Below are 25553 nucleotides of genomic sequence, written 5' to 3'. Positions count from 1 at the left end.
TATCAGCAGGATAATTCCTTTTAACAGCACTTTAGTCGGCAGTAACTTCCTTTAAATTTTTATCCTGGTCCATTTCCCATATGTTAAATGTACCATTGCCATTAAAATCAACCACGGCGGTGGCCCGGGCAACAAAACCTGTGTTTGATGCGCTGGCTATTTCGATACGATAATTAGCGCGGCCGTCTTTTTCGGTAGATAGTTTTTCCTGGATATAGCCCAGTTCAACCAGGTCTTTGGAATATTTGGAATGTTCGTAGAAGTAATTTTTCTCCAGCATTTGCACGTGTTCCAGTTGCAGCTTTGCTTCGGTTGCCTTGGCTTTTGTAATTAATGGAAGCAAATTTGGCAGGGCCAGTAATACCAAAATGCCGATAATAACCAGCACTACCAGTATCTCGGTAAGGGTATAGGCTTTTACACGCTGTTTGAATAAGGATTTAGGTGGTTTCATTTTATAAAGAATCTGGAAACTAAAGTAGAAAAATAACTATAATTTTTTTCAGAAAATTAAATCAGACGAAAAATACTTCAACTTATTTCAACTCTCTTACGTAAAATGGTAAATTTAGTTCAAAAAATTTCTTTAATTTGATTTAAATGAAATTCAACCTTATACCCTTATCATTATTCTTAGCTGTTTTTATTGCAGCAGGCCTCAATTCATGCAAAGATATTATCGAGCCGTCGCTTAAAGACCGGTCGATAACCCCTGAAGCACCTGCCAATGGTTATAACAGCGCTAACTACAATGTGAATTTTTGGTGGGACGAAGTAGACGATGCTTTAAAGTACAGGCTGCAGGTGGTTAGCCCCAAGTTCGATTCGGTAGGCACACTGGTGCTCGACACCGTGGTGAAAACAAATAAATTTACCATCAATTTAAATCCGGGCGAATATCAATGGCGGGTGCGGGCCGAAAATGGAAGCTCGCAAACCGTTTATAGTACGCCAAAAAGCTTTCGTATCCTGTACAGCTCTATCAAGCAGCAACAGGTAAAACTCGGTTCGCCAGGTAATGGACTGCTCACTAACCAGGCAGGCGTTGCCTTTCAATGGGGCGATGTGTATGGGGCTACCAAATATCATTTGCAAATTGATACCAATAGTTTCAGTGATGAAAATACTTTGGTTTACAACCAGGTAATACCGGGGCAACAGTTTAATTTTAGTTTCCCGAAAGACCAGACTTACCAGTGGCGGGTGCGTGCCGAGAATGATACCGCACAGGCATTATGGTCGACCATCAGCCAGATCACTTACGATCATACCCCGCCGCCTAAAGTAGTGCTGAGCTTGCCTGCAAAGGGGCAAACCGTCAATTCGCCGGTAACCCTACAGTGGAATAGCGCCCTTACCGCTGCAAAGTATAAGCTATATGTATTTAAGGCAGATTCGGTTACTGCGTATAATGCCACATTCCCCGTATTGTTAAGCAATACCAGTTATGTGTTTACCCCAACATCTAACCCAGGTGGCACCATTTACTGGAAGGTATCGGGTATTGATGCTGCCGGTAACGAAGGGCCAACCAGTGATATACGGTCGTTTGTTTTACAATAACCCCAAAGCGCCGTATGAAAAGCAAAAAGATGGTTTATGTATTGGGGGGATTGGTGACACTGGTTTGGGGGCTGATCATTTACCGGGTATTTGCGGCCGTTTACCATAACGATGATAAGATACCACTGCCGGTTACAACAAGCACATTCAAGGAACCTTATGACGACCATTCCCTGAAGCCAGACACAAGTAAATTAACGATGAGTTACCGTAACCCCTTCAGCAATGAAGCAAAGAAGGATACAACAACCGTAAAAGTACGCGCGGATGTGAAAATAACTAAACCAGTCCTGCCACCGGCCATCAATTGGGGTTTCATAAAATACTCGGGATTTGTGCGTAACCCATCGTCAAAAAAACTGGTAGCGTTGGTTACCATTAATGGCAGAAATACGATGCTACAGGAAGGCGAGACGCAGGACAAAGTAAAACTGATCAAAAACATGCAGGATTCGATCAGGATCAGTTATAACGGCACTACAAAATTTATAAAGCTCGACAATAGCACACCATGAAAATATACCTGACCGCTTTTTTATACCTGATTATTGGTGCAGCAATCGCGCAAAAAATACCCGAGTCGACAGGGGTCAACCGGGTGCGCTTAGTCGCAGGCGATAAAACCATACTGGCCGAGCTGATGCCGGGGGACAGTTGGGCGCCTGTAAATAATGAAAAAACTTATTACTGGTATAGTGCCAATGCTATCCACACCACACAAGGTGGTTATAGTGGCAAATTGCTGCAGGGTAGCTATAACGAGTATTTTTTAAACAAAAACCTGAAGGAGCAGGGGAATTTCCTGAAAGGACTGAAAAACGGGCTGTGGAAAAAGTGGAATGAGAACGGTGTGCTTTTAGAGTCTGTAAACTGGGCAGATGGCTTTAAGCGCGGAAAGTTTGAAGTTTTTGATGAGAAGGGAATGCTAAAACAAGCGGGCGCTTACCGGGATGATCTGTTGAACGGTCAGGTTAAAAATTATATCAGCGCCGATTCGGTACAGGTTGTTACTTATCATAATGGCAAACTTATAACTGAAACAAAGCATACCTCCTTTTGGCAAAAGGTTAATGTTTTTAAGCATCACCCCAACCCAGGCAAAAAGAGCCCATCATCATCCCTGCCACAAAAAAAATAGGCGTATGGTAAGGGCCTCTGCATTGTATATTGTTATTGTCATCGCGTTGGTAATAGGCGTTATCTGTGCCACGTTAGTTGCTTCGGCTTATTTTTACCGCATACAACACGCTCGTGAGGCACGTTACAACCTGCTGCAAAATAACGTAGGCTCTGCAGTGAATTATTTGTTAGCTGGCCATACTGAATGGGATACGCCGAAGAAAATCAGCCTGTTTGGCAAGGATAACGACTCTGTGCAGATAGAAAAGAAATTGTGGGGCGTATACGATATGGGCATAGTCCGGGCATTTATACAATCCGACACCTTATACAAAGTTTTTACAATGGCCCACCCGGTCGATTCGGCAAAGTGGGCGGTGCTATACCTGATCGATGAAGACCGCTCTTTATCGGTAAGCGGGAAGACCATGATCAATGGTAATGCCTTTGTCCCTAAATCGGGTATACGAACAGCCTACGTTGAAAATAAGCCCTACAGTGGTGATAAGCGCATTATAACGGGCCATCAATACAACAGCGATAAGCAACTGCCGCCTTTAAAACAGGATAGGCTGCAGCTATTAAATAAATTTCAGACCGATAAGCATCCCAATGATAGTTTGCTGCTTAAGGATGACTCTGTTTATGGCTCCTTTTTAAAAGCTACCCGTTTTATTCAATTGAAAAAGCGGCCATATACTTTGCAAAATATAAAGCTTGAGGGGAACATAGTTATACTTTCGGACACTTTAATCACGGTGGATAGTACCGCCTTGCTAAAAAACGTGATCGTTTTTGCCAGGGCTATTGTGGTGAAAAGTGGTTTTAAAGGCAATTGCCAGTTGTTCGCTTCCGATTCGGTAAGCATTGGGCGGCGCTGCAGGTTTGATTATCCTTCCTGCGCCGGCATTATCCGCTTAAATGAAAGTAAGGGGCAGGAGATACTTAGACTGAGCGATCAGAGCAGCTTTAGCGGCCTGCTGTTTACTTACGAGCAAAAAAGCCGGCCGCAAATGCTGCCATTTATCGAGCTGGGCAAAAATACTACCGTGAGCGGACAAATTTATGCGCAGGGTACATTGGGCCTGCACGATGGTGTTGTGGTGAATGGCAGCGCCTTTACCAGCCGTTTTTTTTATCAAAGCACTTATACCCGGTATGAAAATTACCTGATCAATACGAAACTGGACATGGCCGGGCTTTCCAGGTATTACCTTGCACCCGATGTGGTGCCGGTAACGCGGAATCCTCAAAAAATTATGCAATGGCTGGAACAAAACTAAAACCGGGCAAACGGGTGCAAGCTTCATCATTGCTGGAAGTAATTGTTGCCATGCTGATCATCGTGGTGATATTTGGCATCGCGCTGGGTATTTTTGCCAATATTACACGCAGCTCGGTTTCTGTGAAGCAATTAAAGGCACGCGCCATATTAAACGATATTTGCACCCGTTGCGAAGACAGTACCGCGGTTGAGTCTAAAATTTTTTATGTGGATCACTGGAAGGTTGAACAGGAAATAAAAATATATGAGGCAGAACCTGCCCTGAATGAACTTGACCTGGCCATATATGACGAGAATATGGTTAAAATAACCGAACTTAAAAAATTGATCATTTTAAAATGAAACAGCGCGCAGCTGCGTTTACACTGGTGGAAATGGCCATCGCCTTGCTGATATCGGCCCTGGTGATCGGCATGACCTATAGCGCCTATACTATTGTGCTGCATGCCTATTCTATCTATAAAACCAAAAATGACCGGCTATTCATGCTTACCCGGCTTGATGAATTACTAAAAAAAGATTTTGACCGCAGTCAGCATGTTTTTTTTGCGGATAACGCCGTGATATGCGATTATGGAGCAGAGCAGGCAGTATACCATTTCCGGGACAGCATGGTGGTGCGTGTTAAAGGTATTGCCGATAGTTTTAAGCTAAGTCATACGCCTGTTATTGCTTTATTTGAAAAACAGGAAGCCGGTTTCGCATCAAACGCCCCGTCGAACCTGGTAGATGACCTGTCGTTTTCTGTAAAGTCGGAAAAGGATACGGTTGTTTATCATTATCATAAAACCTATAGTTCGTTTAACCTGATCAACCAAAACCCGCATGCCGACCATTGACCTGAATAAATATAAAGCACCCGGCAAACAGCTAAAGAAAACCCCGGCAACCGAAGCCGGCGGTTTAGTGGCTTTGTTAAACCGTGATATCAACTTTGGCAGTAAGGAATTAAGCGATAAGAAAAAAGAGTACCTGTACCTGGAGCTTAGCTCTTTGCTAATTGCCGGTGTTAATTTAAAAAGCAGCCTTGAACTGATCACTGCCGACCAGCAAAAAGATAAGGACAAAACCCTGCTGCAGCAAATACAAGCCGAAGTGATAGCCGGGGCGCCATTCTCGCTCGCATTGCAGCGGAGTGGTAAGTTTTCGTTATACGAGGTTTTTAGTTTGCAAATAGGCGAAGAGACCGGCAAACTGACCGAAGTGCTGAAGGATATGGCTGCTTTTTATCAAAACAAGATCAAACAGCGCCGTAAGATCATTTCGGCCCTAACCTATCCCTGTATCGTGCTATCAACCTCGCTGGGCGCGGTGTTCTTTATGCTGAAGTTTATCGTACCCATGTTCGGCGATATATTTAAGCGTTTCGGCGGACAACTACCCTGGATAACCGAGCGTATTATTGCCATATCGCAAAGTATGCAAAACGGGGTTGGCTTGTTTATGATCGTTGTGATCGCATCCGCCATTCTAATCTATAGTTTACGAGAGAAGGAGCAATTTAAAAAAACATCTTCTGACCTGTTATTGCGTATACCGGTTGTGGGTAACCTTGTTCAAAAAATTTACCTTGCCCGTTTCTGTAATTCTATGCGGTTGTTGATCAGCGCACGTTTGCCGCTAATTAAAGCAATCGACCTGATCAGGCAAATGATCCGTTTTTACCCGATTGAATCATCATTGAAAATAGTGGAGCAGGATATTATTAACGGCAAGCCGCTGCACCAGGCCCTGCAGCAGTTTAAGGTTTATCCTTCCAAAATGATACAACTGGTTAAAGTGGGCGAAGAAACCAATCAACTTGATTATTTTTTTGGTAAAATCTCCGAACAGTATGTAGAAGAGGTGGAGTATAAAACCGGCACGCTTAGTAGCATGATGGAGCCGCTTATTATCATTTTTCTTGGCCTTATCGTGGGGGTAATATTAATTTCCATGTATCTGCCCTTGTTCCAGATGAGTAATAGTTTTCAGTAAATACCCTGATATATGTTGATTACATAGTTGTATTTGCTGCCAAATTTGCTATCACTTATTGATCCTTAAACTAAAAAACGCCGCTTATTTAATGTAAGCGGCGTTTTTGCATTGTTGATTCGCTGGGACCCGGAAGAACTGATGAAACATCTACAGGGAATATTTAAGGTGATAAGGGAGATTATGCCCTAAACCTCCTATCAATGGCCGAGCCAGTAGTTCAGTAATACCAGTTGGGGATCCCGTTGCCGGATCACTGGTATTGCGGATATCCCCAGATAATTGGTTAATTGAAAATGCCAATATGTTTTACTTTTTTGGCAATTGACTGGAATGGCAATTAATATATAATAAACATCTTGCGGTTAGTCAATTATAAACCAATTATACCACCCTGAGTGTAATTGCTGTTAAACTTTTTATTGTTTTTAGGAAATTAACCTCAATTTGATGGAGCAGTTTCAATATATTGAAACCGACCTTGTTGTACGCTTGTCGCATGGTGATGAGGCTGCCTTCGCTGCTGTATATGAGTTATACAGCAGGCGGATATATTATTTTGCTTACCGTTTTCTGAAAAACAAAGAACAGAGCGAAGAAATTGTTTCTGAAAGTTTCCTGAATTTATGGGTTAACAGGGAGAAGCTTGACGCCAGTTATCCAATTGGCCCATATTTGTATACCATGGCCCGCAGGCAAACTTTAAACGTTTTGCGCAGTATAGCCACATCAAAAGCGGCGCAGGAAAAACTTTGGTTATGGTTTAATGAAGCGCATAATGAAACGGAAGAGGCCATTTTGGTTGCCGACCTGGAACGTTTCAGCGAAGAATCGATCATTAAGCTGCCCCAACAACAGCAACAGGTTTTCCGCCTCAGCCGCCGCGATGGGCTTAGCTATGATGAGATAGCCGAAAGACTGGATATATCGCGCAATACCGTTAAAAACCATTTGGTTCGGGCTGTTAAAACCCTGCGCGTGCAACTCAGCCGCTCTCATCTCAGTATTTTTCTTTTGATCGCTTTCCTGCTGCAAAAAAAATAATTTTCATTACAGTAGTCCTTGCGGCGCGTTTGTGTGTATTACCTGTATAAACCGTATATAGATTTACATCCAGGTGAACGAAAAACGCTTACAGCAGCTTTTAATAAGCTTCGCTGAAAACAGGATCAGTCGTGAAGAGTATGATGAATTGATGGAACTGATCCATCAAACCCATCAAAACGAAGCCCTATACGAGGCAATGGACAGCGTTTGGAAAGAGATCGTTTACCATATCCCTGTCTCGCAGCCACAAAGAGAAAGCGTTTACGATCGGATCATTAACGATCCGCGATTTCTAAAAACACCCCCCGCTGTAAATAGCCGTTTGGGGCTATTTAAAAAAAATTGGCTTAAGGTGGCGGCATCCCTGTTGATAGCCGGTACGGTTGGCATAGCCGGATATAAATTGTTCGGTACAGAACAAGCGGCCCCGGTAGCCTATCTTCAGTATGCTGTCCCGGCGGGGCACCATGCCCAGTTTCAATTTCCGGATGGTACGGTAGTAGCGGTAAACGCCGGCAGTATATTAAAGTATCCGAAAGATTTTACAGGCAAAACACGCGAAGTGTTTTTACAAGGCGAAGCCTTTTTTGATGTGGCGCACGATGCCGCCAGGCCGTTTATTGTACATACCGGCAGCATAAAAACACAGGTGCTTGGAACCGCTTTTGACATTGAGGCATATGGTAATAAAAAGTTGAATGTAACGGTAGCCCGGGGCAAGGTAAGTGTACTTGAGGGCAGTAATAAATTGGGTATACTAACACCCAACCATAAATTAACCTACAACTATCAAAATAAAAAAGCCGAAGAGTTTTTGGTAAATGCCAACGATGCTATCGGCTGGAAAGACGGAAGCCTGATATTAAATAACCTGAATATACAGGAAGCGGCAGAAATAATTGAACGCTGGTATAATGTAAAATTTGATATTAAAGCCCTTCGCGGTAACCAAACGCGTTTTTCTGCATCGTTTTTGAAAAAAGAAAGCCTGGAAAAAGTATTAAATGTGCTTAGCCGGCTTAACGCCTTCCATTACACTATTTCAGCCAGTGGTGATGTGAAAACAGTTAAACTAACTAATTAACCCAAATAATAAACCTAATAAGCCCATTATGATCAAAATTTCTCCTTAAATACACCTGCACTATTTCTTTTTTTTGAAAACTGACCGCCGTGGCTGGCACCACAGCGATCAGTAATGTTACAGCGCCTATGTTCAACTAATTGCTGTAACAGCGATCAAAAACCGATCTCGTCAATCAATTTAAAATCAATTAAAAGTATGAATTTATTATTACTTATCAAAAGTAATACCCCTTATCGAAAGCTTACAAACTTAGTATTCATTATGAGGTGTACTGCATTAATACTGTCGGTACTGCTAACCTGTTGCGGCATGGTAACGGCCAGCACGGCAACAGGCCAGAATGTTAAAGAAAAAATAATAACATTAAGCATATCAGACAACAGCCTTGAATTTGCCTTAAAACAGATCGAAAAATCTACCGATTTCAGATTTGCCTATAAACCTGCCGATGTTCAGGCATTTCACCATGTTAACCTGCCCCTGGGTAAACGTACTGTCGCCCAGACGCTTAATTTGCTGCTAAGCCCACGCAATTTATCGTACAGCGAAAAGGATAATTATATTATTATCTCAAAAACTCTGGTTGTTACCGAAAAGAAGGACCCGTTAATGAGCCTGGCTGCTAAAATTACCATAACGGGTTCGGTAGCCGATTCTACGGGGCCATTGCCGGGCGTATCGGTAAGGGTTAAGGGTAAAGAAAGCATTGGTACCACAACCGATCTTAATGGTAAATACATTTTGGATGTACCCGATGAAAATGTTATCCTGATCTATACCATGATCGGTTATACTACCCAGGAAATACCTGTTAAAAACCAGCATAATATTAATGTCCTTCTTAAACCCAATGTAAATGCCTTAAATAGTGTAGAAGTGGTTACGGTGGCTTACGGCACGCAAAAAAAGGAATCGGTGGTAGGTTCAATCACTACCATCAAGCCCGGCGAGCTTAAGGTACCATCCAGCAACCTTACTACCGCACTGGCCGGCAGGCTGGCTGGTGTTATCTCTTATCAGCGTAGTGGCGAGCCGGGGGCTGATAATGCCGAGTTTTTTATCCGCGGGGCAACAACTTTTGGTTACAAGAAAGATCCGCTTATCCTGATCGATGGGATGGAGTATACCACCACCGAATTAGCCCGTTTAAATGTTGACGATATTGCCACATTCTCTATCATGAAAGATGCTACCGCCAACGCCATATACGGCGCAAGGGGTGCCAACGGCGTAATTTTAGTAACTACCAAACAGGGTAAAGAGGGCAAAGCCAAAGTAAGTATCCGCTTTGAAAACTCCATATCGGCACCAACCCGGGATATTCAGCTGGCCGACCCGATTACCTATATGAAGCTAAATAACGAGGCCCTGCTAACCCGTAACCCTAATGCAGGCGAGCTATTCCCGCAGCAAAAGATAGATAATACCCAATCGGGCATTAATGCGGGGATGTACCCGGCTGTTAACTGGAAAGATGAGCTTTTTAAAAAACAAACCAACAACCAGCGCCTTAACTTAAACTTAAGCGGAGGCGGCCAAATTGCTACTTATTATGTTGCCGGCGCGGTTAATCAGGACAATGGTATCCTTAAAGTTGATCCGCGTAACAACTTCAACAGCAACATTAATATGAAAACGTTTTCGCTGCGTTCAAACGTAAATGTTAAGGTAACCAAATCAACTACTGCATTAGTGCGCTTGTTTGGTACGTTTGATGAGTACGTTGGCCCTATTGGCGGCGGCTCGGCATTTTACCTGGAGATGCTTAAAACCAGCCCTGTTCTGTTTCAGCCCTACTATCAGCCAGATGCTTTGCACAAAGGCACCGGCCATATCCTGTTTGGCAATGCCGACAGGGGGCAGTACCTGAACCCGTATGCAGATATGGTTAAGGGCTATCAAACCTCATCATCCTCATTAATGGGTGCCCAGTACGAGATTAATCAGGATTTTTCCGATATCGTTACCCAGGGCCTTTCCTTAAGAGGGATGATGAACACCAACCGCAGGGCTAACTTCTCGGTATCGCGTAATTATATTCCTTTTTATGTTAATCCAACCAGTTACGACAGGATAAGCAATACCTATTCTTTAAATGATATTAACCCCGATACCGGGACTGATTATTTAGGCTACGCTCCAGGTACACCGGTGGTGTCATCAACATTCCACGCAGAGGTTGCGGCCAACTATAACCGCTCATTTAAAAAACATACCGTAACTGGTATGTTGCTGTATACCATGCAAAGTTCATCAAATGGCAACTCGCCAACTTTGCTGGAGTCGTTACCATCCCGAAATATTACTTTAGGTGGCAGGGCCACTTACGCTTACGATAACCGCTTTTTCGGGGAGTTTAACTTTGGCTATAACGGTTCCGAACGTTTCTCTACCAGTCACCGTTTTGGTTTCTTTCCTTCAGTAGGGGCGGCCTGGTATATCTCTAACGAGAAATTTTGGGACCCTTTAAAAAAGGTAGTTGATAAATTTAAGATCAGGGGCAATTATGGCCTTGTGGGCAATGACGCTATCGGCAGCGCGTCTGACAGGTTTTTCTACCTGTCTAACGTAAATATGAACGATGCTGCGTATGCCGCGGCCTTTGGTACCGATGCTGCTTATAGCCGCAATGGTATCTCGGTATCGCGTTATGATAATAACGAGATTACCTGGGAAACGGCCCGCAACTCAACCTTTGGCGTAGAGATGACCCTTTTTGGCAAAATGGATATCACTGCCGAGTATTTCATCGAACATCGTTCAAACATCCTGATGCCCAGGGCTTCTATACCACTTACTATGGGACTGGAAGGGTCGCCCCCACAGGCTAATGTGGGCAAATCCAGGTCTACCTCGGTTGATATCAGCTTAACGTATAACAGTCGTATCGGGAAAGACCTTTCCTTTAATATCCTGGGCAACTTTACTTATGCACGTAATTTCTTCTCGGCCTATGAGGAGCCGATGTACCCTAATGCGTGGTCGTACCATGTGGGGCGCCCGATCAGCCAGCAATGGGGTTATATCGCCGAGCGCTTGTTTGTAGACGATGAAGAGGTACGGAGCTCGCCCACACAAAACTTTGGCAGCGCGCCCACCCGCGCGGGCGATATCAAATTCAGGGATGTTAATAACGATGGCGTGATCAATAAGGATGATATGGTACCCATCGGTTTCCCTACCAGTCCGGAGATCGTCTACGGTTTTGGTTTTTCATCAAGCTATAAATCGGTGGATTTCTCTGCGTTTTTCCAGGGATCGGGACACGTATCGTTTTGGATAGATCCTACAGCTACCGCGCCGTTTACCAACTACCGCGAAAAATCGACCGACTACCCGGGTATGCAGCCCGTAAACCAGCTTTTAAAAGCGTACGCCGATGATCATTGGTCTGAAGGAAACCGGAACCTTTATGCCCTATGGCCACGCCTTAGCCCCGATGCAGCGAACAACGTAAATAACGCGCAGCCCAGCACCTGGTTTATGCGCGATGGATCGTTCCTGAGGGTTAAGCAGGTAGAAATAGGTTACACCCTGCCTAAAAATTTAGTACGTAAAGCCGGATTGGCCAGCGTGCGCATATATGCTAACGGTACCAACCTGGCAACCTTAAGCGGCTTTAAATTATGGGATGTAGAGATGGGGGGCAATGGCCTTAAATACCCTAACCAGCGTGTAATCAATTTTGGTATCCAGGCCGGATTTTAAAACTATTTGAAGATGAAAAGTATAAAGATCATATTAATAATTTGCCTGCTGGGGACAGTATCCTCATGCAAAAAATATCTCGACATTGTTCCGGATAATATTGCAACGGTAGAAAACGCGTTTACCCTGCGCAGCTCTGCAGAAAAGTTTCTTTTTACCTGCTACTCATACATGCCCAAAAATGGCTTGTTCAACAATAATATAGCGTTTAATGGCGGCGATGAAGTGTGGTATATGGACCCGATAAGGGACGTTGACGCCGATATTTTTAATATAGCCAAGGGCCTGCAGAACCCCGATGCACCGCTGGCCAACTATTGGAGCGGCGCCAAACATGGCACAGCCCTTTTTGATGGGATAAGGAATTGCAATATCTTTTTAGATAATATAGGCAGGGTACCCGATATTAATGAGTATGAAAGGCAACGCTGGATTGGCGAAGTTACCTTTTTAAAAGCATATTATACCTTTTGCCTGGTACGTATGTACGGCCCTGTGCCTTTAATGAAAGTGAACCTGCCTATCTCTGCCAGCCCGGATGAGGTGCAGGTTTACCGCGACCCGGTGGATGATTGCTTTGATTATATCCGTCAGTTATTGAATGATGCGGCAGCTAACCAGTTCCTGCCCGACAGGATCATCAACGAAACATCGGAGCTGGGCCGCATTTCGCGGGCTATTGTGCTGGCATTTAAGGCAAAGGTTTTAGTAACCGCCGCCAGCCCTTTATTTAATGGCAATACCGATTACACAAACTTTGTTGATAATAAAGGCCGCCGCCTTTTCAATACCACTTATGTACCGGCCAAATGGGACAGTGCGGCTACTGCCTGTAAAACGGCCATTGATTTTTGCCAGGCAAACGGTTATGCCTTATCAAAATTTGCCGGTAATACCGCCTGGCGTATTAATGATACCATTAAGCTACAGTTAGACATTCGTACCGCGCTTACGGCAAAAGTTAATAATACCGAGGTGATCTGGCCTGCCCTTAACTCGCACACGCCCGATATGCAGCGTTATTGCATGGCCGACCTGGCGGCGTTTACCAGTACCAGCAACCCCAAAAGTATTATTGCCCCGCCGCTTAAAATGGTAGAGCTGTTTTACAGCAAAAACGGGGTGCCCGTTACCGAAGATAAAACCTACGATTACGCCAATAAATACGCCCTGAGGACCGCCGGTACTGCCGACAGGTTTTACGTTAAAAATGGCGAGAAAACAGTTGCTTTGCATTACGACCGCGAACCCCGCTTTTATGCCGACCTGGGTTTTGACCGCGGTGTTTGGTTTGGCAACTGGTACAACAACTATGATGTAAACGTAGCCGGTGGCCCGCTATATGTAATGGGCCGCAAAGGCGAACCGGGTGCAAGGCAGGGGATCAGCAATTTTTCGATCACCAGCTATTACATTAAAAAGCTGGTAAGTATCGAAAGTACGACCGGCTCTGACGGTAACTTTGCCAGCAACATTGTACAATTTGCCTGGCCCGAAATGCGTATGGCTGATCTGTACTTACTGTATGCCGAGGCCCTTAACGAGAAAGGCGGCCCAAGCCCGGATGTTTACTTGTGGATTAACCAGGTGCGTGCACGGGCAGGTTTAAATACGGTAGAATCATCATGGACCAACTTTTCTTCAAACCCAACTAAATTCCAGTCAAAAGATGGCTTGCGCGAGATTATCCAGCGCGAACGCAACATTGAACTGGCTTTTGAGGGGCAGCGCTACTGGGACCTGCGCAGATGGAAAACCGCGCACATTGTGCTAAATAACCCTATTAAAGGCTGGGACATTACCCAGGCAGATGCCCCATCATTTTATAAAGAGGTATTACTGTACAACCAGCGCTTTGCCCTGCGCGATTATTTATGGCCTATAGAAACAGCCGAACTAAGGATCAATAAAAACCTGGTACAAAACCCGGGTTGGTAATTAATTTTTTAAAGATCAATCAAATGAAAAAAATTAAACTCTTATGCTATTGCCTGCTATTTTTAGGCGCAATAGCCGCATGTAAAAGCGATGTACACAGCCCGATAACAGCGGATGGGTTAGCTCCTAAACCGGTTAGCAACGCGCAGGTAAAAAACTTATCGGGCGGTGCCATTATTAGCTATGCCTTACCCGATGATGCCAATTTATTGTATGTAAAAGCGGTTTATACGCTTAACGGTGTTCAGCAGGAAGCCAAGGCCTCATTTTATCAAAAATCAATCACTGTACAGGGTTTTGGCGATACCTTACAGCGCGATGTAACGCTATATGCGGTAAGCCGCAGCGAACAGGTATCATCGCCGGTAGTGGTAAAAGTAAGCCCCCTAACTCCCCCGGTTAAAAAGGTGGCGGTATCATTAAACCCTCAGGCATCTTTTGGCGGGTTCAACTGCGCCTTTGCTAACCCCGACTCTGCAAATGTGGCCATATTCTCGCTGTTGTATGATGAGCAGCAACGTACCTGGAAACAGCTTGATGGCTACTATACCTCGTTACCATCGGGTAATTTCTCTATCAGGGGGCTTAACCCCGTGTTGCAAAAATTTGCATTAGTAGTACGCGATCACTGGGGAAATAAATCAGACACCCTAAAATTTAGCCTGACCCCTGTTTATGAAGTAAAGCTGGACAAAACCAAGTTTGCCGATATGCGTAAAAAGTATCCTATCCCGCAAATCGCGCCGCTGCCTTTATCGGGCGTTGCCATGAAAGAAGCGGTGGATTACAGTTCAAGCTACCCCATAAAAAACTTGTATGATGATAATACCACCAGCATGTTCCATACCAAACAAAACGTTGACCAACCGATCTGGATACCTATTGACCTGGGTGTGAAGGCGCGTTTAAGCAGGTATATTTTATGGCAACGCGTTGGCGGCTTTGAGTTTAACCATGGTAACCCGCACGAATGGGAACTTTGGGGTACCAATAACCCCGCCGATGTAAACAGCTGGGTGTTGTTAGATCATGAAGTAATGATCAAACCATCGGGTTCGCCGCTGGGTGTTAATACTACCGATGATACATTTATTGCCACCAGTGGCCAGGAATACCAGTTCCCGAGCAATATACCTGCCGTAAGGTACGTAGCCTGGAAAAATATAGACTGCTGGGCCTCGCCACAAGGCATGACGGGCTTCTTCCATTTATTTGAACTATCCGTTTACGGGCAGGTACAGCCATAATAACAACAACACATGAAATTGATAAAACATAACCATACACTATTATACCGGCACAGGCTAACTTTTATTTTAATGCTGGGTGTAACTATACTAACATCCTGCGGCAAGCAGACCGATGTTTACAAAGACTTTTTAGCAGGCGGCGAGAAGATATATACCGGCCGGGCCGATGCGCTTAGCTCGTACAGTGGTAACGGCCGCGTTTTGTTAACCTGGCTGCTGGTATCGGACCCTAAAATTACCCAATGCAAAGTATTTTGGAATAATAAAAGGGATTCAAGCGTATTGGCTGTTAAAAAAACAGCCAATACCGATACCATCCGCCTTACCCTTAATAATTTGCCCGAGGGCGCCTACACATTCCAGGTGTATAACTATGATAACGCCGGCCATACTTCTATAAAATCTGAAGTAATAGGTACCGTATACGGAGATACTTATGCTGCCTCTATAGCCAACCGGCCGATTAACAACGCCGTTTATACCGCGACAACCAAAACAGCAACAATGAACTGGTTTGGCGTGAGCCCGCAGGCCGTTAAGGTAGAAATAACCTATACAGACGCTACAACCGGCAAAGATGTTTTGCTGGTTGATGTACCGGTATTAAACCCCAAGCGGCCATCAGATCCGGCGGCATTTATTAATACAACCACGCTGCCAAATTATAAAAGCGGCACTCCTGTAAAATATAGAACAGGCTATAGGCCTGATGCTACTGCAATTGATATATTTTACACCGGTTACTCAACAATAACCCCTATTTAAAATAACTTAATAAATTGGTTTAACCACAAAAAGCCTTCGGAGACGATCTGAAGGCTTTTGTGGTTATTTGCGCGGTGTACAGAATAAAATTGACCTCGGGGGAAATAGATATTTAGAAGCGCCAAACACCTGTTTTACCGATGACAAAAAAGCTTAATAATTTGCCGATTTGGTTATAAAAAATGCTAAGCTAATATTTAGTTATTTGTGTAGCCAATTACGAAAAGGGGTTTTAGTGCCTGCTAATTCCCTGTGTTTTTACCTTATTTAGTTAATTATTGCTTTGTGAAAAAGCTGTCTCAAAATGAATTGATAATTCTGATCTGTGAAGGGAATATCAAGGCATTCGATCAGTTTTATAAGCAAACGTGGCGCCCGCTTTACCAGGTGGCCTATCGGGCTACAGGCTCGGTAGATGATGCTAAAGACCTGGTTCAAAATGTATTTGTTAACTTTTGGAATATACGGCAGGAAATAGAGGTTAACCGTTTCCATATTTCCTATTTGTATACAGCTTTGCATAATGGCATCGCTAACTTTTATAAAAAGGAAGCTGTGCGTAAAAATGGCTTGCAAAAAGTTTGGGATGCGCACGGAGTATACGAATATACTAACGAGGATGAATACCTGGCCAAAGAACTTGCCGTACAGATAGACCGGCATATAGATGACCTGCCGGAAAAAATGCAGCAGGTATTTATTCTTTCCCGTCGCGAACACTTGTCGGTAAATGATATCTCGCGCGAATTAAATATTGCTCCGCGTACGGTTAAAAACCAACTCTCAAACGCCCTTAGGATACTCCGCGCCAAGGTTGGTGTGTTCCTCTCCCTGATTTTTATCATTTTTTTTAAATAAATCTGGTACCTGTGCCCGGGTTAGGTGTATAAGCAGATATAAACCCAATTATATCCCGATCACCCATGTTCAGAAAAAAAGGACCACCTCATACCATTGCGGATACTGAAGCGCATTTTCAGGATGAAAAGGCGATGAAAACCATCGAAAAGGATATGCTCAGGAATATCCATCGGCAAATTGGTTACGGGCCAGCTTTAATAAGGTCTAAAAAATTCTGGTATGCCGCAGCTGCATCCATATTGATGTGCTGTAGCGCCGCGTGGTTATTGATGAATGATTTTTATGGACCGGGTAAAATGCTAACCGTATCTTCGCGGAAAGGCCATATCACCACAGTCATCCTTCCAGACGGTTCATCGGCCTGGTTAAATTCGGGTGCGGTTATCCAATACCCCGAGCGTTTTTCGGACATACGTGAAATTCAGTTAATTAACGGCGAAGCTTTTTTTGATGTAAAACATGATCAGCAACATCCGTTTATTGTTCGTTACGGCAGCCTGCATACCCAGGTGCTGGGCACCGCTTTCAATGTTAAGTACTATCCTAAATTAACAGATGTACGGGTAACCGTGGTAAACGGCCTTGTAGCCGTGGGCGATAACACGAAGCTGTTTACCATGATACATCCGGATAATGAGATCATCTACGATCAGCATCAGCACACTTATAAATTAAGAACCATTAATGCCCAAAAGGTAGCAGCCTGGCGTAACCGGGAAATGAACCTGTATGATGTACCTTTTGAAGATATGATTGTATGCCTGGAGAATGCTTACAATGTTAAAGTGGACTATGACCGTAAAAAAATGGAACATACCATCGTAACCATTCATTTTTCGGGCGCTGATGATATGGAACAGGTACTTAAGATCATCAAAACCATTTATAGCCTGCATTATAACATCAAAGGAAAGGAGGTAAGGCTGTACTAGTTATACGCTCATAAAAAGATACCCGGGCAAGTTAGTCCGGGTACCGGTTAAATGACCATGCGGGTAATTGGAAAGGGTCTCAAGCTAAACCGATCACCAGCATTTTCTGATCAATTAAAACCTAACAAATATGATAAAAAAACCAACTCAATTATTCGTTTTTTTTATGAGGTCATCATTCCTGGTAATTATTAGCTCGATAGCTTTCTCCGGGTTGCTTTTTGCTAAGACGGCCCATAGTCAGGTTACGGCATCGCATATCAGTATTTCTATAAAAAAAGAAACGCTGAAAGCCTCGCTCGAAAAAATAGAAAAAAAGGCGCGGGTGAAATTTGCCTATAACCCGGCAGAACTTACAGGTTACAGTACCGCTGCACATGATTATGATGATACCGCTATTGGGGATATCCTGAACGATATGCTCTTAAAAACACCGCTTAACTATACCGAGATCAATAATAACATTGTGATCTTTAGGAAAAAGGATATCCCATCAATGCCTGCTACCGGCACAGGCGATCCAAAAGTAATTGAAACAGGAGTAGCAGTTAATATTACGGTAAAGGGTATTGTGTCCGACGAAGGCGGCCCTGTCCCGGGCGCCACTGTAACCGTTGCCGGAGCCAGCAAAATAACCGTGACCGACACAAACGGCGCGTTCACCCTAACCGATATCGACCCTAACGCTACATTGATCATTTCATCGGTAGGGTATGCTACCCAAAATGTCCAGTTAAAAGGCCGTACCAGTATCCGGATAACGCTTGAGCAGGAGTTGAAATCGATCAGCGAGGTTGTGGTGGTGGGCTATGGTACCCAAAAAAGGTCTGATATTACGGGCTCCATCTCATCCGTATCAGCACAAGCCTTAAAAGAAGTGCCTTCATCTAACCTGGTACAGGCATTGCAAGGCCAGGCACCCGGTGTGGATATTCAAAAAAATGGCGGTAACAGTCATCCGGGCGCCGTGCCATCCATAACCATACGTGGTACCCGCTCTAAATCAGCGTCGAATGACCCGCTTGTTGTGGTGGATGGTATCCCGTATACCGGCAGTATCCAGGATATAAACGTAGACGATATTAATACGGTAGAGATACTGAAAGATGCTTCTTCAACTGCTATTTATGGTTCAAGGGGCGCTAATGGCGTTATACTGGTTACTACCAAGCGCGGTAAGTCAGGCGATCCGGTAATCACCTATAGTGGTTACGCCGGCTTTTCTAAACCTGTGCGCCAGTATAACGTAATGAATGGCGAACAATATACACAATTGAAAAAGTGGGCATTTTTTAACGCGGCAGCGGCCAAGCCACTTTATACCAGCCCGGATGATCCCCGTATTATTACCGAGGGGGCATTCGGCGCGCAGGAGCAAGCCTCATTAAAAACCGGGCGAAGCACTAACTGGCAGGATTTGATCTATAAAACCGGTTTCCAAACTAACCATCAATTGGGGGTATCGGGTGGTACCGAAAAAACGCAATATGATATTGCCGCGGGCTATTATAAAGAAACCGGCATTTACCCGGGACAGGCTTTTACGCGTTATTCGTTAAAATTAAGTATCGACCAAAAGCTGGGAAAATATGTAAGGATTGGGTTAAGCTCGTTAAATAACCTCTCATATATCGATGGCGAAAACGCCAATCCGCTTGGTCAGGCATTGCGTGCCAGTCCGCTGGCCACACCTTATGATGATGCTACAGGCGCGCTTGTAGGTTATGTAGATGGCAGCGCCAAGCAGGTTTGGAACCCCCTGGCCAATTTTGTGCCGGGTGCATCTATCGAGACCCGTAAACGATTGGGATCGTTTAACTCCGCCTATCTTGAAGCAAAACTTGCACCAGGTTTAAGTTACCGCTTTAACGGCGGCGCCGAAGTGCGCCCTGAAACTTATGGCAATTTTTACGCGGCTGCAACCTATAATAACCAGGGCTCGCAATCTACCGCAAACAACCGTAACTCGTACCTCTACAATTACACCCTGGAAAATATTGTGAACTACGAGCGTACCATTGCGAAAGATCACCACATCAATTTTACCGGTTTATACAGTTTACAGGAAAACCAGACAGAGTCCACCTCATTCAGTTATAATAATCTTTTATCTGATGGGGTACAATATTTTAACCCCGCGGTGGGCTCAAACCTTACCGGTAGCGGCTCATATGCCAAGTACGATCTGATATCTTACATGGGCAGGTTGAATTATGGCTATCAGGATAAATACCTTTTAACCCTGACACTCCGGTCTGACGGCTCATCAAAACTAAGCGAGGGAAGAAATTATCACTTTTTCCCTTCAGCGGCTTTTGCCTGGAATGTAATGCAGGAAAAGTTTATGAAGGATTATACCGTTTTCTCGAACCTGAAACTGCGGCTTAGTTTTGGAGATGTGGGTAATGCCGCCATTAACCCTTATCAAACACAGGGAGGCTTATCGACCGTTACCTACAATTACGGGGGCAAAAATACCATTGGCGCTTACCCGACCAGTGTGCCAAATAACAGCCTCGACTGGGAATATACCCGTACATTAAATGCCGGTTTGGATTTTGGTTTGCTGCATGACCGTATTACTGGTAGTATTGATGCTTATCGGGAATATACCCGTAACCTGTTGCTGCCCGAAACCCTTCCGCCAACGTCCGGTATCCCTAACACCATACTTACTAATGTGGGCCGGTCAGAAAATATAGGGCTTGAAATTAATATCAACTCGGTAAACATTGCCCCCGGCAGTAAAAGAGGGTTTAGTTGGAATACAAATTTTAACATCAACTTTAACAGGGGCAAACTAACGGCCCTGGCCAATGGGACAACGATTGATATTTCCAATAATCTTTTTGTGGGGCACCCCATCAGCTCAATTTATGATTATAAAAAGATGGGGATCTGGCAAAATACAGCTGCCGATACCGCTATGGCAAAACAACTTGGCCTTACCCCGCTTACCGGCGGCCAATCCATTATCGGCACCATCAGGGTAGCCGATTTAAACGGTGATGGTAAGATAGACGCTAACGACAGGATGATCATCGGGTCAGAACAACCCCTGTTTTCGGGCGGTATAACCAATAGGTTTGGCTATAAAGGGTTCGATTTTACGGTGGTGGCGTCTTATCGCGTAGGCGGAACGCTTACTTCGGCCATTTATCAAAGCGGCAGCTTTTTAAATACCTTGCAGGGTAATTATAATAACCTCGCCATAGATTATTGGACACCAACCAATCATCAAAACTTTTGGCCTAAACCAACCAACGCGTATACCAACACGCCCTATTCTTCGCTGCTAAGTTACTTTAGTGCGTCATACCTTAAAATCAGGAGCCTTACCATGGGATATAGTTTACCCAAAAAATGGCTTACCGGTATTGGCGCCCGGGGCTTAAAATTTTATGCTACGGTTGAAAACCCGTTCATCTTTTTTTCGCCTTATGTTAATCAGTTCAACGGTATCGACCCTGAGTCGGCAGGTAAACTTGCTGAAGATACACCGGCGAAATACTCGTTTTTGTTTGGTTTGAATTTAACGCTTTAAAGCAGCTTGAATATGAAAAAGATAAATAGCTATACCATTATTAGTATAATGCTGGCCGCTATATTGGTTGGCTGCAATAAAAAACTGGAAGAACATCCATTATCCAACTTAACGCCCGGCTTTTTTACGACCCAGCAAGGCATACAGGCCGGGCTGGACGCTGCATATGCCGGTTTCCGGACCATTTATGGCCCCGATACTTACTTTGAAATGTCGGTAGGTGGTACCGACGAGTTTCAGGCCGGCGTTGACGGCACCGGCGCGCTTGTGCGTTATAGTAGTGGCTTCAATACATCAGACGGCACCGTTTCGGGCATCTGGAAAAACTGTTATACCTTTATTAATACCTGTAACGGCTTAATTGATAATGCGCCGGCATTAGCAGGCATTGATGCGGCAACCAAGGCCGAAATGATAGCCGAAGCAAAGTTCCTGCGGGCCAATTATTATTTTATACTTGTTCAGAATTGGGCCGATGTAACCGTGAACGTACACTTCCAAAGCGAGCCTACACTTTCGGCATCGCGCGATAAGCTGGCCGATGTTTATACGCTTATTATTCAGGATTTGAACGATGCGATGGGTAGCTTACCGGCAAGCCCGCAAACACTAAATGTACTGCCCGGAAAAGCAACAAAAATTGCTGCCATGCACGTATTGGCCAAGGTTTATCTTACAAGAGGGTACTCTGCGGTTAAACAGCCCGATGATTTTAAAAATGCCGCAGCTACCGCAGCAAATGTAATCAATACCGCTGCCCCTGCCGGTAGTGTAAAACTGTTGCAGGATTTTGGTAAAGTGTATGCACAGGGAAACGAAACCAATGCCGAAGTTTTGTGGACGGTACAACATACCACAAGCGCGGCTTACAATGGCTCGGCCGCGCAAAACAACAGCGGGCCGGATAACCTGTATGTGCACTTGTTTGTGCCGCGTTATGAAGTACAGCCGGGTATGCAGCGCGATATTTATTATGGCAGGCCTTATGCCAGGGTAATGCCGACCCGCTGGTTAACCGATACCGCCTTTAAAGATAAAACCAACGATACCCGTTATTTTAAAACATTTCAATCGGTTTGGCTGGCAAATAACGCGGCAAATTTACCTAAAGATGGTAGCGGGAACCCCAAATTTATGGTGGGCGATACGGCAATTTATATGCCCGGCATTGAACTGACGGCTGCACAGATAGCTAAATACCGTTACCAGGTAATACCGCCAAGCAAGTATGTAAATACCTTGTATCCAACCATGATAAAATATTATGATGACAAGCGTACCGATCTTAATGCCCCATCGGTAAGGCCAATCATTATCTACCGGTTGGCAGAAACATATCTGATAGCGGCCGAAGCCTTGTTAATGGACGGCAGACCAGGCGAGGCAGTGCCTTACATCAATGCCATACGTGAGCGGGCAGCCTATCCAACCGGCAATGTTGCTGCTATGGATATAACAGCGGCTAATGTGAACCTTGATTTTATATTGGACGAACGTGCAAGGGAAATGTGCGGCGAGCTATGCCGGTGGCAAGACCTGGTACGCACCGGCACTTTACTAACACGCGTGAAACTGCATAATGCCGATGCCCGTGCCAATATCAAGAACTTTCATGTGTTGAGACCAATACCGCAAACCCAGGTTGACGGCACAATAACCGGCCCTAAATATGATAACAGCCGTTATTTTCCAAACTGGAATTAACAGAACGATGCCCCCTGATGCCCGGTTTGGTTCCCGGGAAATTTGCAGTGAACAGTGCCCCGGCCCAACCGGGGCTACTGCAAACTCAGGCTATCTTAAGGCATAGCATATCCTACGTGTTACGCTAAACTCAAATAATAGGTATAAACAACAGTCCCCGGATCAGGCATGAAATCTAAACTACTTAAAATAACTACCGACCCCGAACACTCGTTCAGTGTACGGCATACCGTTATTCCATTTAATGCCAACAGATGGCACTACCACAGCGAGGTGGAGATCGTTTACTTTAAAAAAGGATGCGGTACACAGTTTATTGGCGATAGCATTAGCCGTTTTGCCAGTGGCGACCTGGTAATAGTAGGTGCCAACCTGCCGCATTATTGGTGTTTTGACCAGGAGTATACCGGGCCTGCAAACACAGCAGATATTGTTGTGGTCCATTTTTCAGAACTCTTTTGGGGAGAAAAGTTTTTGCAGTTAGCAGAGAATAAGCCGGTTAAAACAATGCTGGAACGTGCACAGCGCGGGCTGCAGATCAACGGGCGGCACAAAGCTGCAATTGTTGCCTGTGTGGAAAGCATGGCCATTGCCACAGGCATCCGGAGGCTTACTTTGCTACTACAGGCACTAATGCATATTGCTAATTGTGAACAGGTAAAAACCCTGTCATCGCTGGGTTTTAAATACGGTCTTAAAGAAACCGAAAACGACCGCATCAATGCTATTTATGAATACTCTATTAATCATTTCCGTAACCAGATACAATTAAAAGATATAGCCGATGTGGCACATATTTGTCCAAACTCGTTTTGCAGGTATTTTAAATCGCGTACAGGGAAAACGTATTCGCAGTTCTTGTTAGAGATAAAAGTAGGCAACGCCTGCAAACTGCTGATAGAAAATAAGATTAGCATTAAGCAGTTATGCACCGAAAGCGGGTTTAACAGCTTCTCCAGTTTCCACAAATACTTTAAAAAAATAACCGGTAAAAGCCCCGCCATTTACAAAAGCGAATATATTAAGCATGCGGTTTCCGATACAAAAGTGAAACCAATGTACCCCTTTGACCAGCAAAACAATAAAACACCTGCAATATATATGCACGAGCGCAGTGCCCTATTGGGCAATTATCCTGCTTATCATTAGTGTAATAGTTTTTATAACATAATAATGTCCATGGCACAGTCCCCGGCGGCGGTACGGCTGAGCAGGGGTATCCAAAGGTTGCCGGCGAATATACCAGATAGGGTTGCCCCGCCTATATATCGCAAGTGTTTGATGAAAACTTGTACTATGAAAAGGGCATTTATTAAACACCTGCTACGTTGGATTTTTTCTCGTGCAAACATCTGAAAATGAAAGAAAACGGGTTCTTGATTTACGAAAAAAAGGGATGATTTTTCAATCATCCCTCTAAGCGGAGGAGGAGGGATTCGAACCCTCGATACACTTTTGGCGTATACACACTTTCCAGGCGTGCTCTTTCGACCACTCAGACACCCCTCCGTTTTATTTGGGATTGCAAAAGTAACACAATCCTGTTGTTATACAACAAAAAAGCGCCGCCTGGGAGGGCCGCGCTCTAAACCAAAAACTTAACGTACAAAAATTACTTTTTTACTCGGCCAAAAAACCAAAATTGCCCGGTATAATTTCTTGTAACAGTATGACAATCGAAAGCAGCAATGGTTTAATGCCCGTCAAAAAAAAATGTTGCCCAAAGGCAGTACGGTTTTTTTAACTTATGTTTGCTGCAAATACATCTGTTACAACATAAACTATTGCGCCGATTTGCCCGATGCTGAGCATTAACGAGATCAAAAGACCCATAGCTGCCGATATTGACGCGTTTGAAAGCACGTTCAAAACATCTATGCAAAGTTCGGTGCCGCTGTTGGATCGTATCACCCATTACATCGTAAAACGCAAAGGCAAGCAGATCAGGCCCATGTTTGTGTTCTTTTCGGCCAGTTTGTGCGGCGGCATTACCCAGGCTACCCATCGCGGCGCCGCTTTGGTGGAGTTGCTGCATACGGCTACACTGGTACACGACGATGTGGTGGATAATTCGTACCAGCGTCGCGGCTTTTTCTCTATCAACGCGCTGTGGAAAAATAAGATCGCCGTTTTGGTGGGCGATTACCTGTTATCCAAAGGTTTGCTGCTCTCTATCGATAACCATGATTTCAATTTATTGAAAATAGTATCCGAAGCGGTAAAACAAATGAGCGAGGGTGAGTTGTTACAAGTAGAGAAGGTGCGCCGCATGGATATCGACGAGCCGGTGTATTACGAGGTGATCCGCCAAAAAACAGCATCACTTATTGCCGCTTGTTGTGCCTGTGGGGCAGCATCGGCCGGAGCTGATGAGGTTACGATAGAGAAGATGCGTTTGTTTGGCGAGAAGATCGGCATCGCGTTCCAGATCAAAGATGATATGTTTGATTTTGGTACCGACGATGTGGGCAAGCCGCTGGGTATTGATATTAAAGAGAAAAAAGTAACGCTGCCGCTGATCTACGCGCTGAAGCACTGCGAAGCATCGCAAAAAAAGCATATCATCAATTTGGTGAAAAACCATAATGAAGACGCGAAGAAAATAGCCGAGGTGGTAAAATTTGTGAACGAAACCGGCGGGTTACAATACGCCGAAACGCAAATGAAAAAATACCAGGACGAGGCCTTCGAAATATTAAACACCTTTACCCCGGGTGATGCGCGTACCGGGCTTGAGCAATTGGTACGCTTTACTACTGAACGCAATAAATAA

The 25553-nt window shown here is 44.5% G+C and carries 20 protein-coding genes and 1 tRNA gene; 19 read left to right on the top strand and 2 right to left on the bottom strand.

Features of this window, described 5'->3' with window-relative positions:
- Positions 1-31: 31 nt before the first annotated feature.
- Positions 32-454, bottom strand: coding sequence for a type IV pilin protein (locus tag HQ865_RS15270; RefSeq protein WP_173415723.1), 423 nt, complete (start codon positions 452-454; stop codon positions 32-34).
- A 146-nt stretch (positions 455-600) separates the two neighbouring features.
- Here HQ865_RS15270 and HQ865_RS15265 point away from each other — a divergent pair, with 146 nt between their 5' ends.
- From HQ865_RS15265 to HQ865_RS15180, 18 genes are all read left to right on the top strand, one after another.
- Complete coding sequence (locus HQ865_RS15265; protein ID WP_173415722.1) at positions 601-1563, top strand: fibronectin type III domain-containing protein; 963 nt, start codon at positions 601-603, stop codon at positions 1561-1563.
- 14 nt (positions 1564-1577) lie between these two features.
- Entirely contained in the window at positions 1578-2078 is a 501-nt protein-coding gene (locus tag HQ865_RS15260; RefSeq protein ID WP_173415721.1) for a hypothetical protein, read from the top strand.
- Positions 2075-2701 carry a toxin-antitoxin system YwqK family antitoxin gene (locus HQ865_RS15255; protein WP_173415720.1) on the top strand — a complete coding sequence of 209 codons (627 nt, stop codon included), beginning with the start codon at positions 2075-2077 and terminating at the stop codon, positions 2699-2701. The genes HQ865_RS15260 and HQ865_RS15255 overlap by 4 nt, the downstream gene beginning before the upstream one ends.
- Positions 2702-2705: 4 nt before the next feature.
- Positions 2706-3965, top strand: coding sequence for a hypothetical protein (locus HQ865_RS15250; RefSeq protein ID WP_173415719.1), 1260 nt, complete (start codon positions 2706-2708; stop codon positions 3963-3965).
- Complete coding sequence (locus tag HQ865_RS15245; RefSeq protein WP_173415718.1) at positions 3947-4309, top strand: hypothetical protein; 363 nt, start codon at positions 3947-3949, stop codon at positions 4307-4309. Before HQ865_RS15250 ends, HQ865_RS15245 begins: the two co-directional genes overlap by 19 nt.
- The gene (locus HQ865_RS15240) at positions 4306-4806 is read left to right on the top strand and encodes a PulJ/GspJ family protein (protein ID WP_173415717.1); all 501 of its coding nucleotides are present in this window, start codon (positions 4306-4308) and stop codon (positions 4804-4806) included. The genes HQ865_RS15245 and HQ865_RS15240 overlap by 4 nt, the downstream gene beginning before the upstream one ends.
- Positions 4793-5944 (top strand): type II secretion system F family protein, encoded by a 1152-nt coding sequence (locus HQ865_RS15235; RefSeq protein WP_173415716.1) that lies wholly within the window; start codon positions 4793-4795, stop codon positions 5942-5944. Before HQ865_RS15240 ends, HQ865_RS15235 begins: the two co-directional genes overlap by 14 nt.
- Positions 5945-6394: 450 nt before the next feature.
- Positions 6395-6988, top strand: a complete 594-nt coding sequence (locus HQ865_RS15230; RefSeq protein WP_173415715.1) for an RNA polymerase sigma factor — start codon at positions 6395-6397, stop codon at positions 6986-6988.
- Between the two features lie 73 nt (positions 6989-7061).
- Positions 7062-8075 (top strand): FecR family protein, encoded by a 1014-nt coding sequence (locus HQ865_RS15225; protein WP_173415714.1) that lies wholly within the window; start codon positions 7062-7064, stop codon positions 8073-8075.
- Positions 8076-8339: 264 nt separating this feature from the next.
- Positions 8340-11786 carry a TonB-dependent receptor gene (locus HQ865_RS15220; RefSeq protein WP_202020392.1) on the top strand — a complete coding sequence of 1149 codons (3447 nt, stop codon included), beginning with the start codon at positions 8340-8342 and terminating at the stop codon, positions 11784-11786.
- Between the two features lie 12 nt (positions 11787-11798).
- Positions 11799-13724 (top strand): RagB/SusD family nutrient uptake outer membrane protein, encoded by a 1926-nt coding sequence (locus tag HQ865_RS15215; protein ID WP_173415713.1) that lies wholly within the window; start codon positions 11799-11801, stop codon positions 13722-13724.
- Between the two features lie 23 nt (positions 13725-13747).
- Positions 13748-14971: a DUF4959 domain-containing protein gene (locus HQ865_RS15210; RefSeq protein WP_173415712.1), complete on the top strand. Its 1224-nt coding sequence runs from the start codon at positions 13748-13750 to the stop codon at positions 14969-14971.
- Between the two features lie 12 nt (positions 14972-14983).
- Positions 14984-15739, top strand: coding sequence for a DUF4998 domain-containing protein (locus HQ865_RS15205; RefSeq protein WP_173415711.1), 756 nt, complete (start codon positions 14984-14986; stop codon positions 15737-15739).
- Positions 15740-16024: 285 nt separating this feature from the next.
- A complete protein-coding gene (locus tag HQ865_RS15200) occupies positions 16025-16597 on the top strand; it encodes an RNA polymerase sigma factor (protein ID WP_173415710.1) in 573 nt (190 codons plus the stop codon).
- A 65-nt stretch (positions 16598-16662) separates the two neighbouring features.
- Positions 16663-17532 carry a FecR family protein gene (locus HQ865_RS15195; protein WP_173415709.1) on the top strand — a complete coding sequence of 290 codons (870 nt, stop codon included), beginning with the start codon at positions 16663-16665 and terminating at the stop codon, positions 17530-17532.
- A 166-nt stretch (positions 17533-17698) separates the two neighbouring features.
- A complete protein-coding gene (locus HQ865_RS15190) occupies positions 17699-21076 on the top strand; it encodes a SusC/RagA family TonB-linked outer membrane protein (protein WP_237073478.1) in 3378 nt (1125 codons plus the stop codon).
- A 12-nt stretch (positions 21077-21088) separates the two neighbouring features.
- Positions 21089-22780 (top strand): RagB/SusD family nutrient uptake outer membrane protein, encoded by a 1692-nt coding sequence (locus HQ865_RS15185; protein ID WP_173415708.1) that lies wholly within the window; start codon positions 21089-21091, stop codon positions 22778-22780.
- Positions 22781-22948: 168 nt separating this feature from the next.
- The gene (locus tag HQ865_RS15180; RefSeq protein ID WP_173415707.1) at positions 22949-23929 is read left to right on the top strand and encodes an AraC family transcriptional regulator; all 981 of its coding nucleotides are present in this window, start codon (positions 22949-22951) and stop codon (positions 23927-23929) included.
- Positions 23930-24201: 272 nt separating this feature from the next.
- On the opposite strand, the gene HQ865_RS15175 is transcribed toward HQ865_RS15180, so the two are convergent.
- A tRNA-Ser gene (locus HQ865_RS15175) sits at positions 24202-24289 on the bottom strand.
- A gap of 292 nt (positions 24290-24581) precedes the next feature.
- Here HQ865_RS15175 and HQ865_RS15170 point away from each other — a divergent pair.
- Positions 24582-25553: a polyprenyl synthetase family protein gene (locus tag HQ865_RS15170; protein WP_173415706.1), complete on the top strand. Its 972-nt coding sequence runs from the start codon at positions 24582-24584 to the stop codon at positions 25551-25553.

The sequence above is a fragment of the Mucilaginibacter mali genome, from assembly GCF_013283875.1.
Taxonomy (GTDB): Bacteria; Bacteroidota; Bacteroidia; order Sphingobacteriales; family Sphingobacteriaceae; genus Mucilaginibacter; species Mucilaginibacter mali.
Note: the sequence above shows the minus strand (reverse complement) of the source record. Positions and strands in the feature narration are given on the sequence as shown.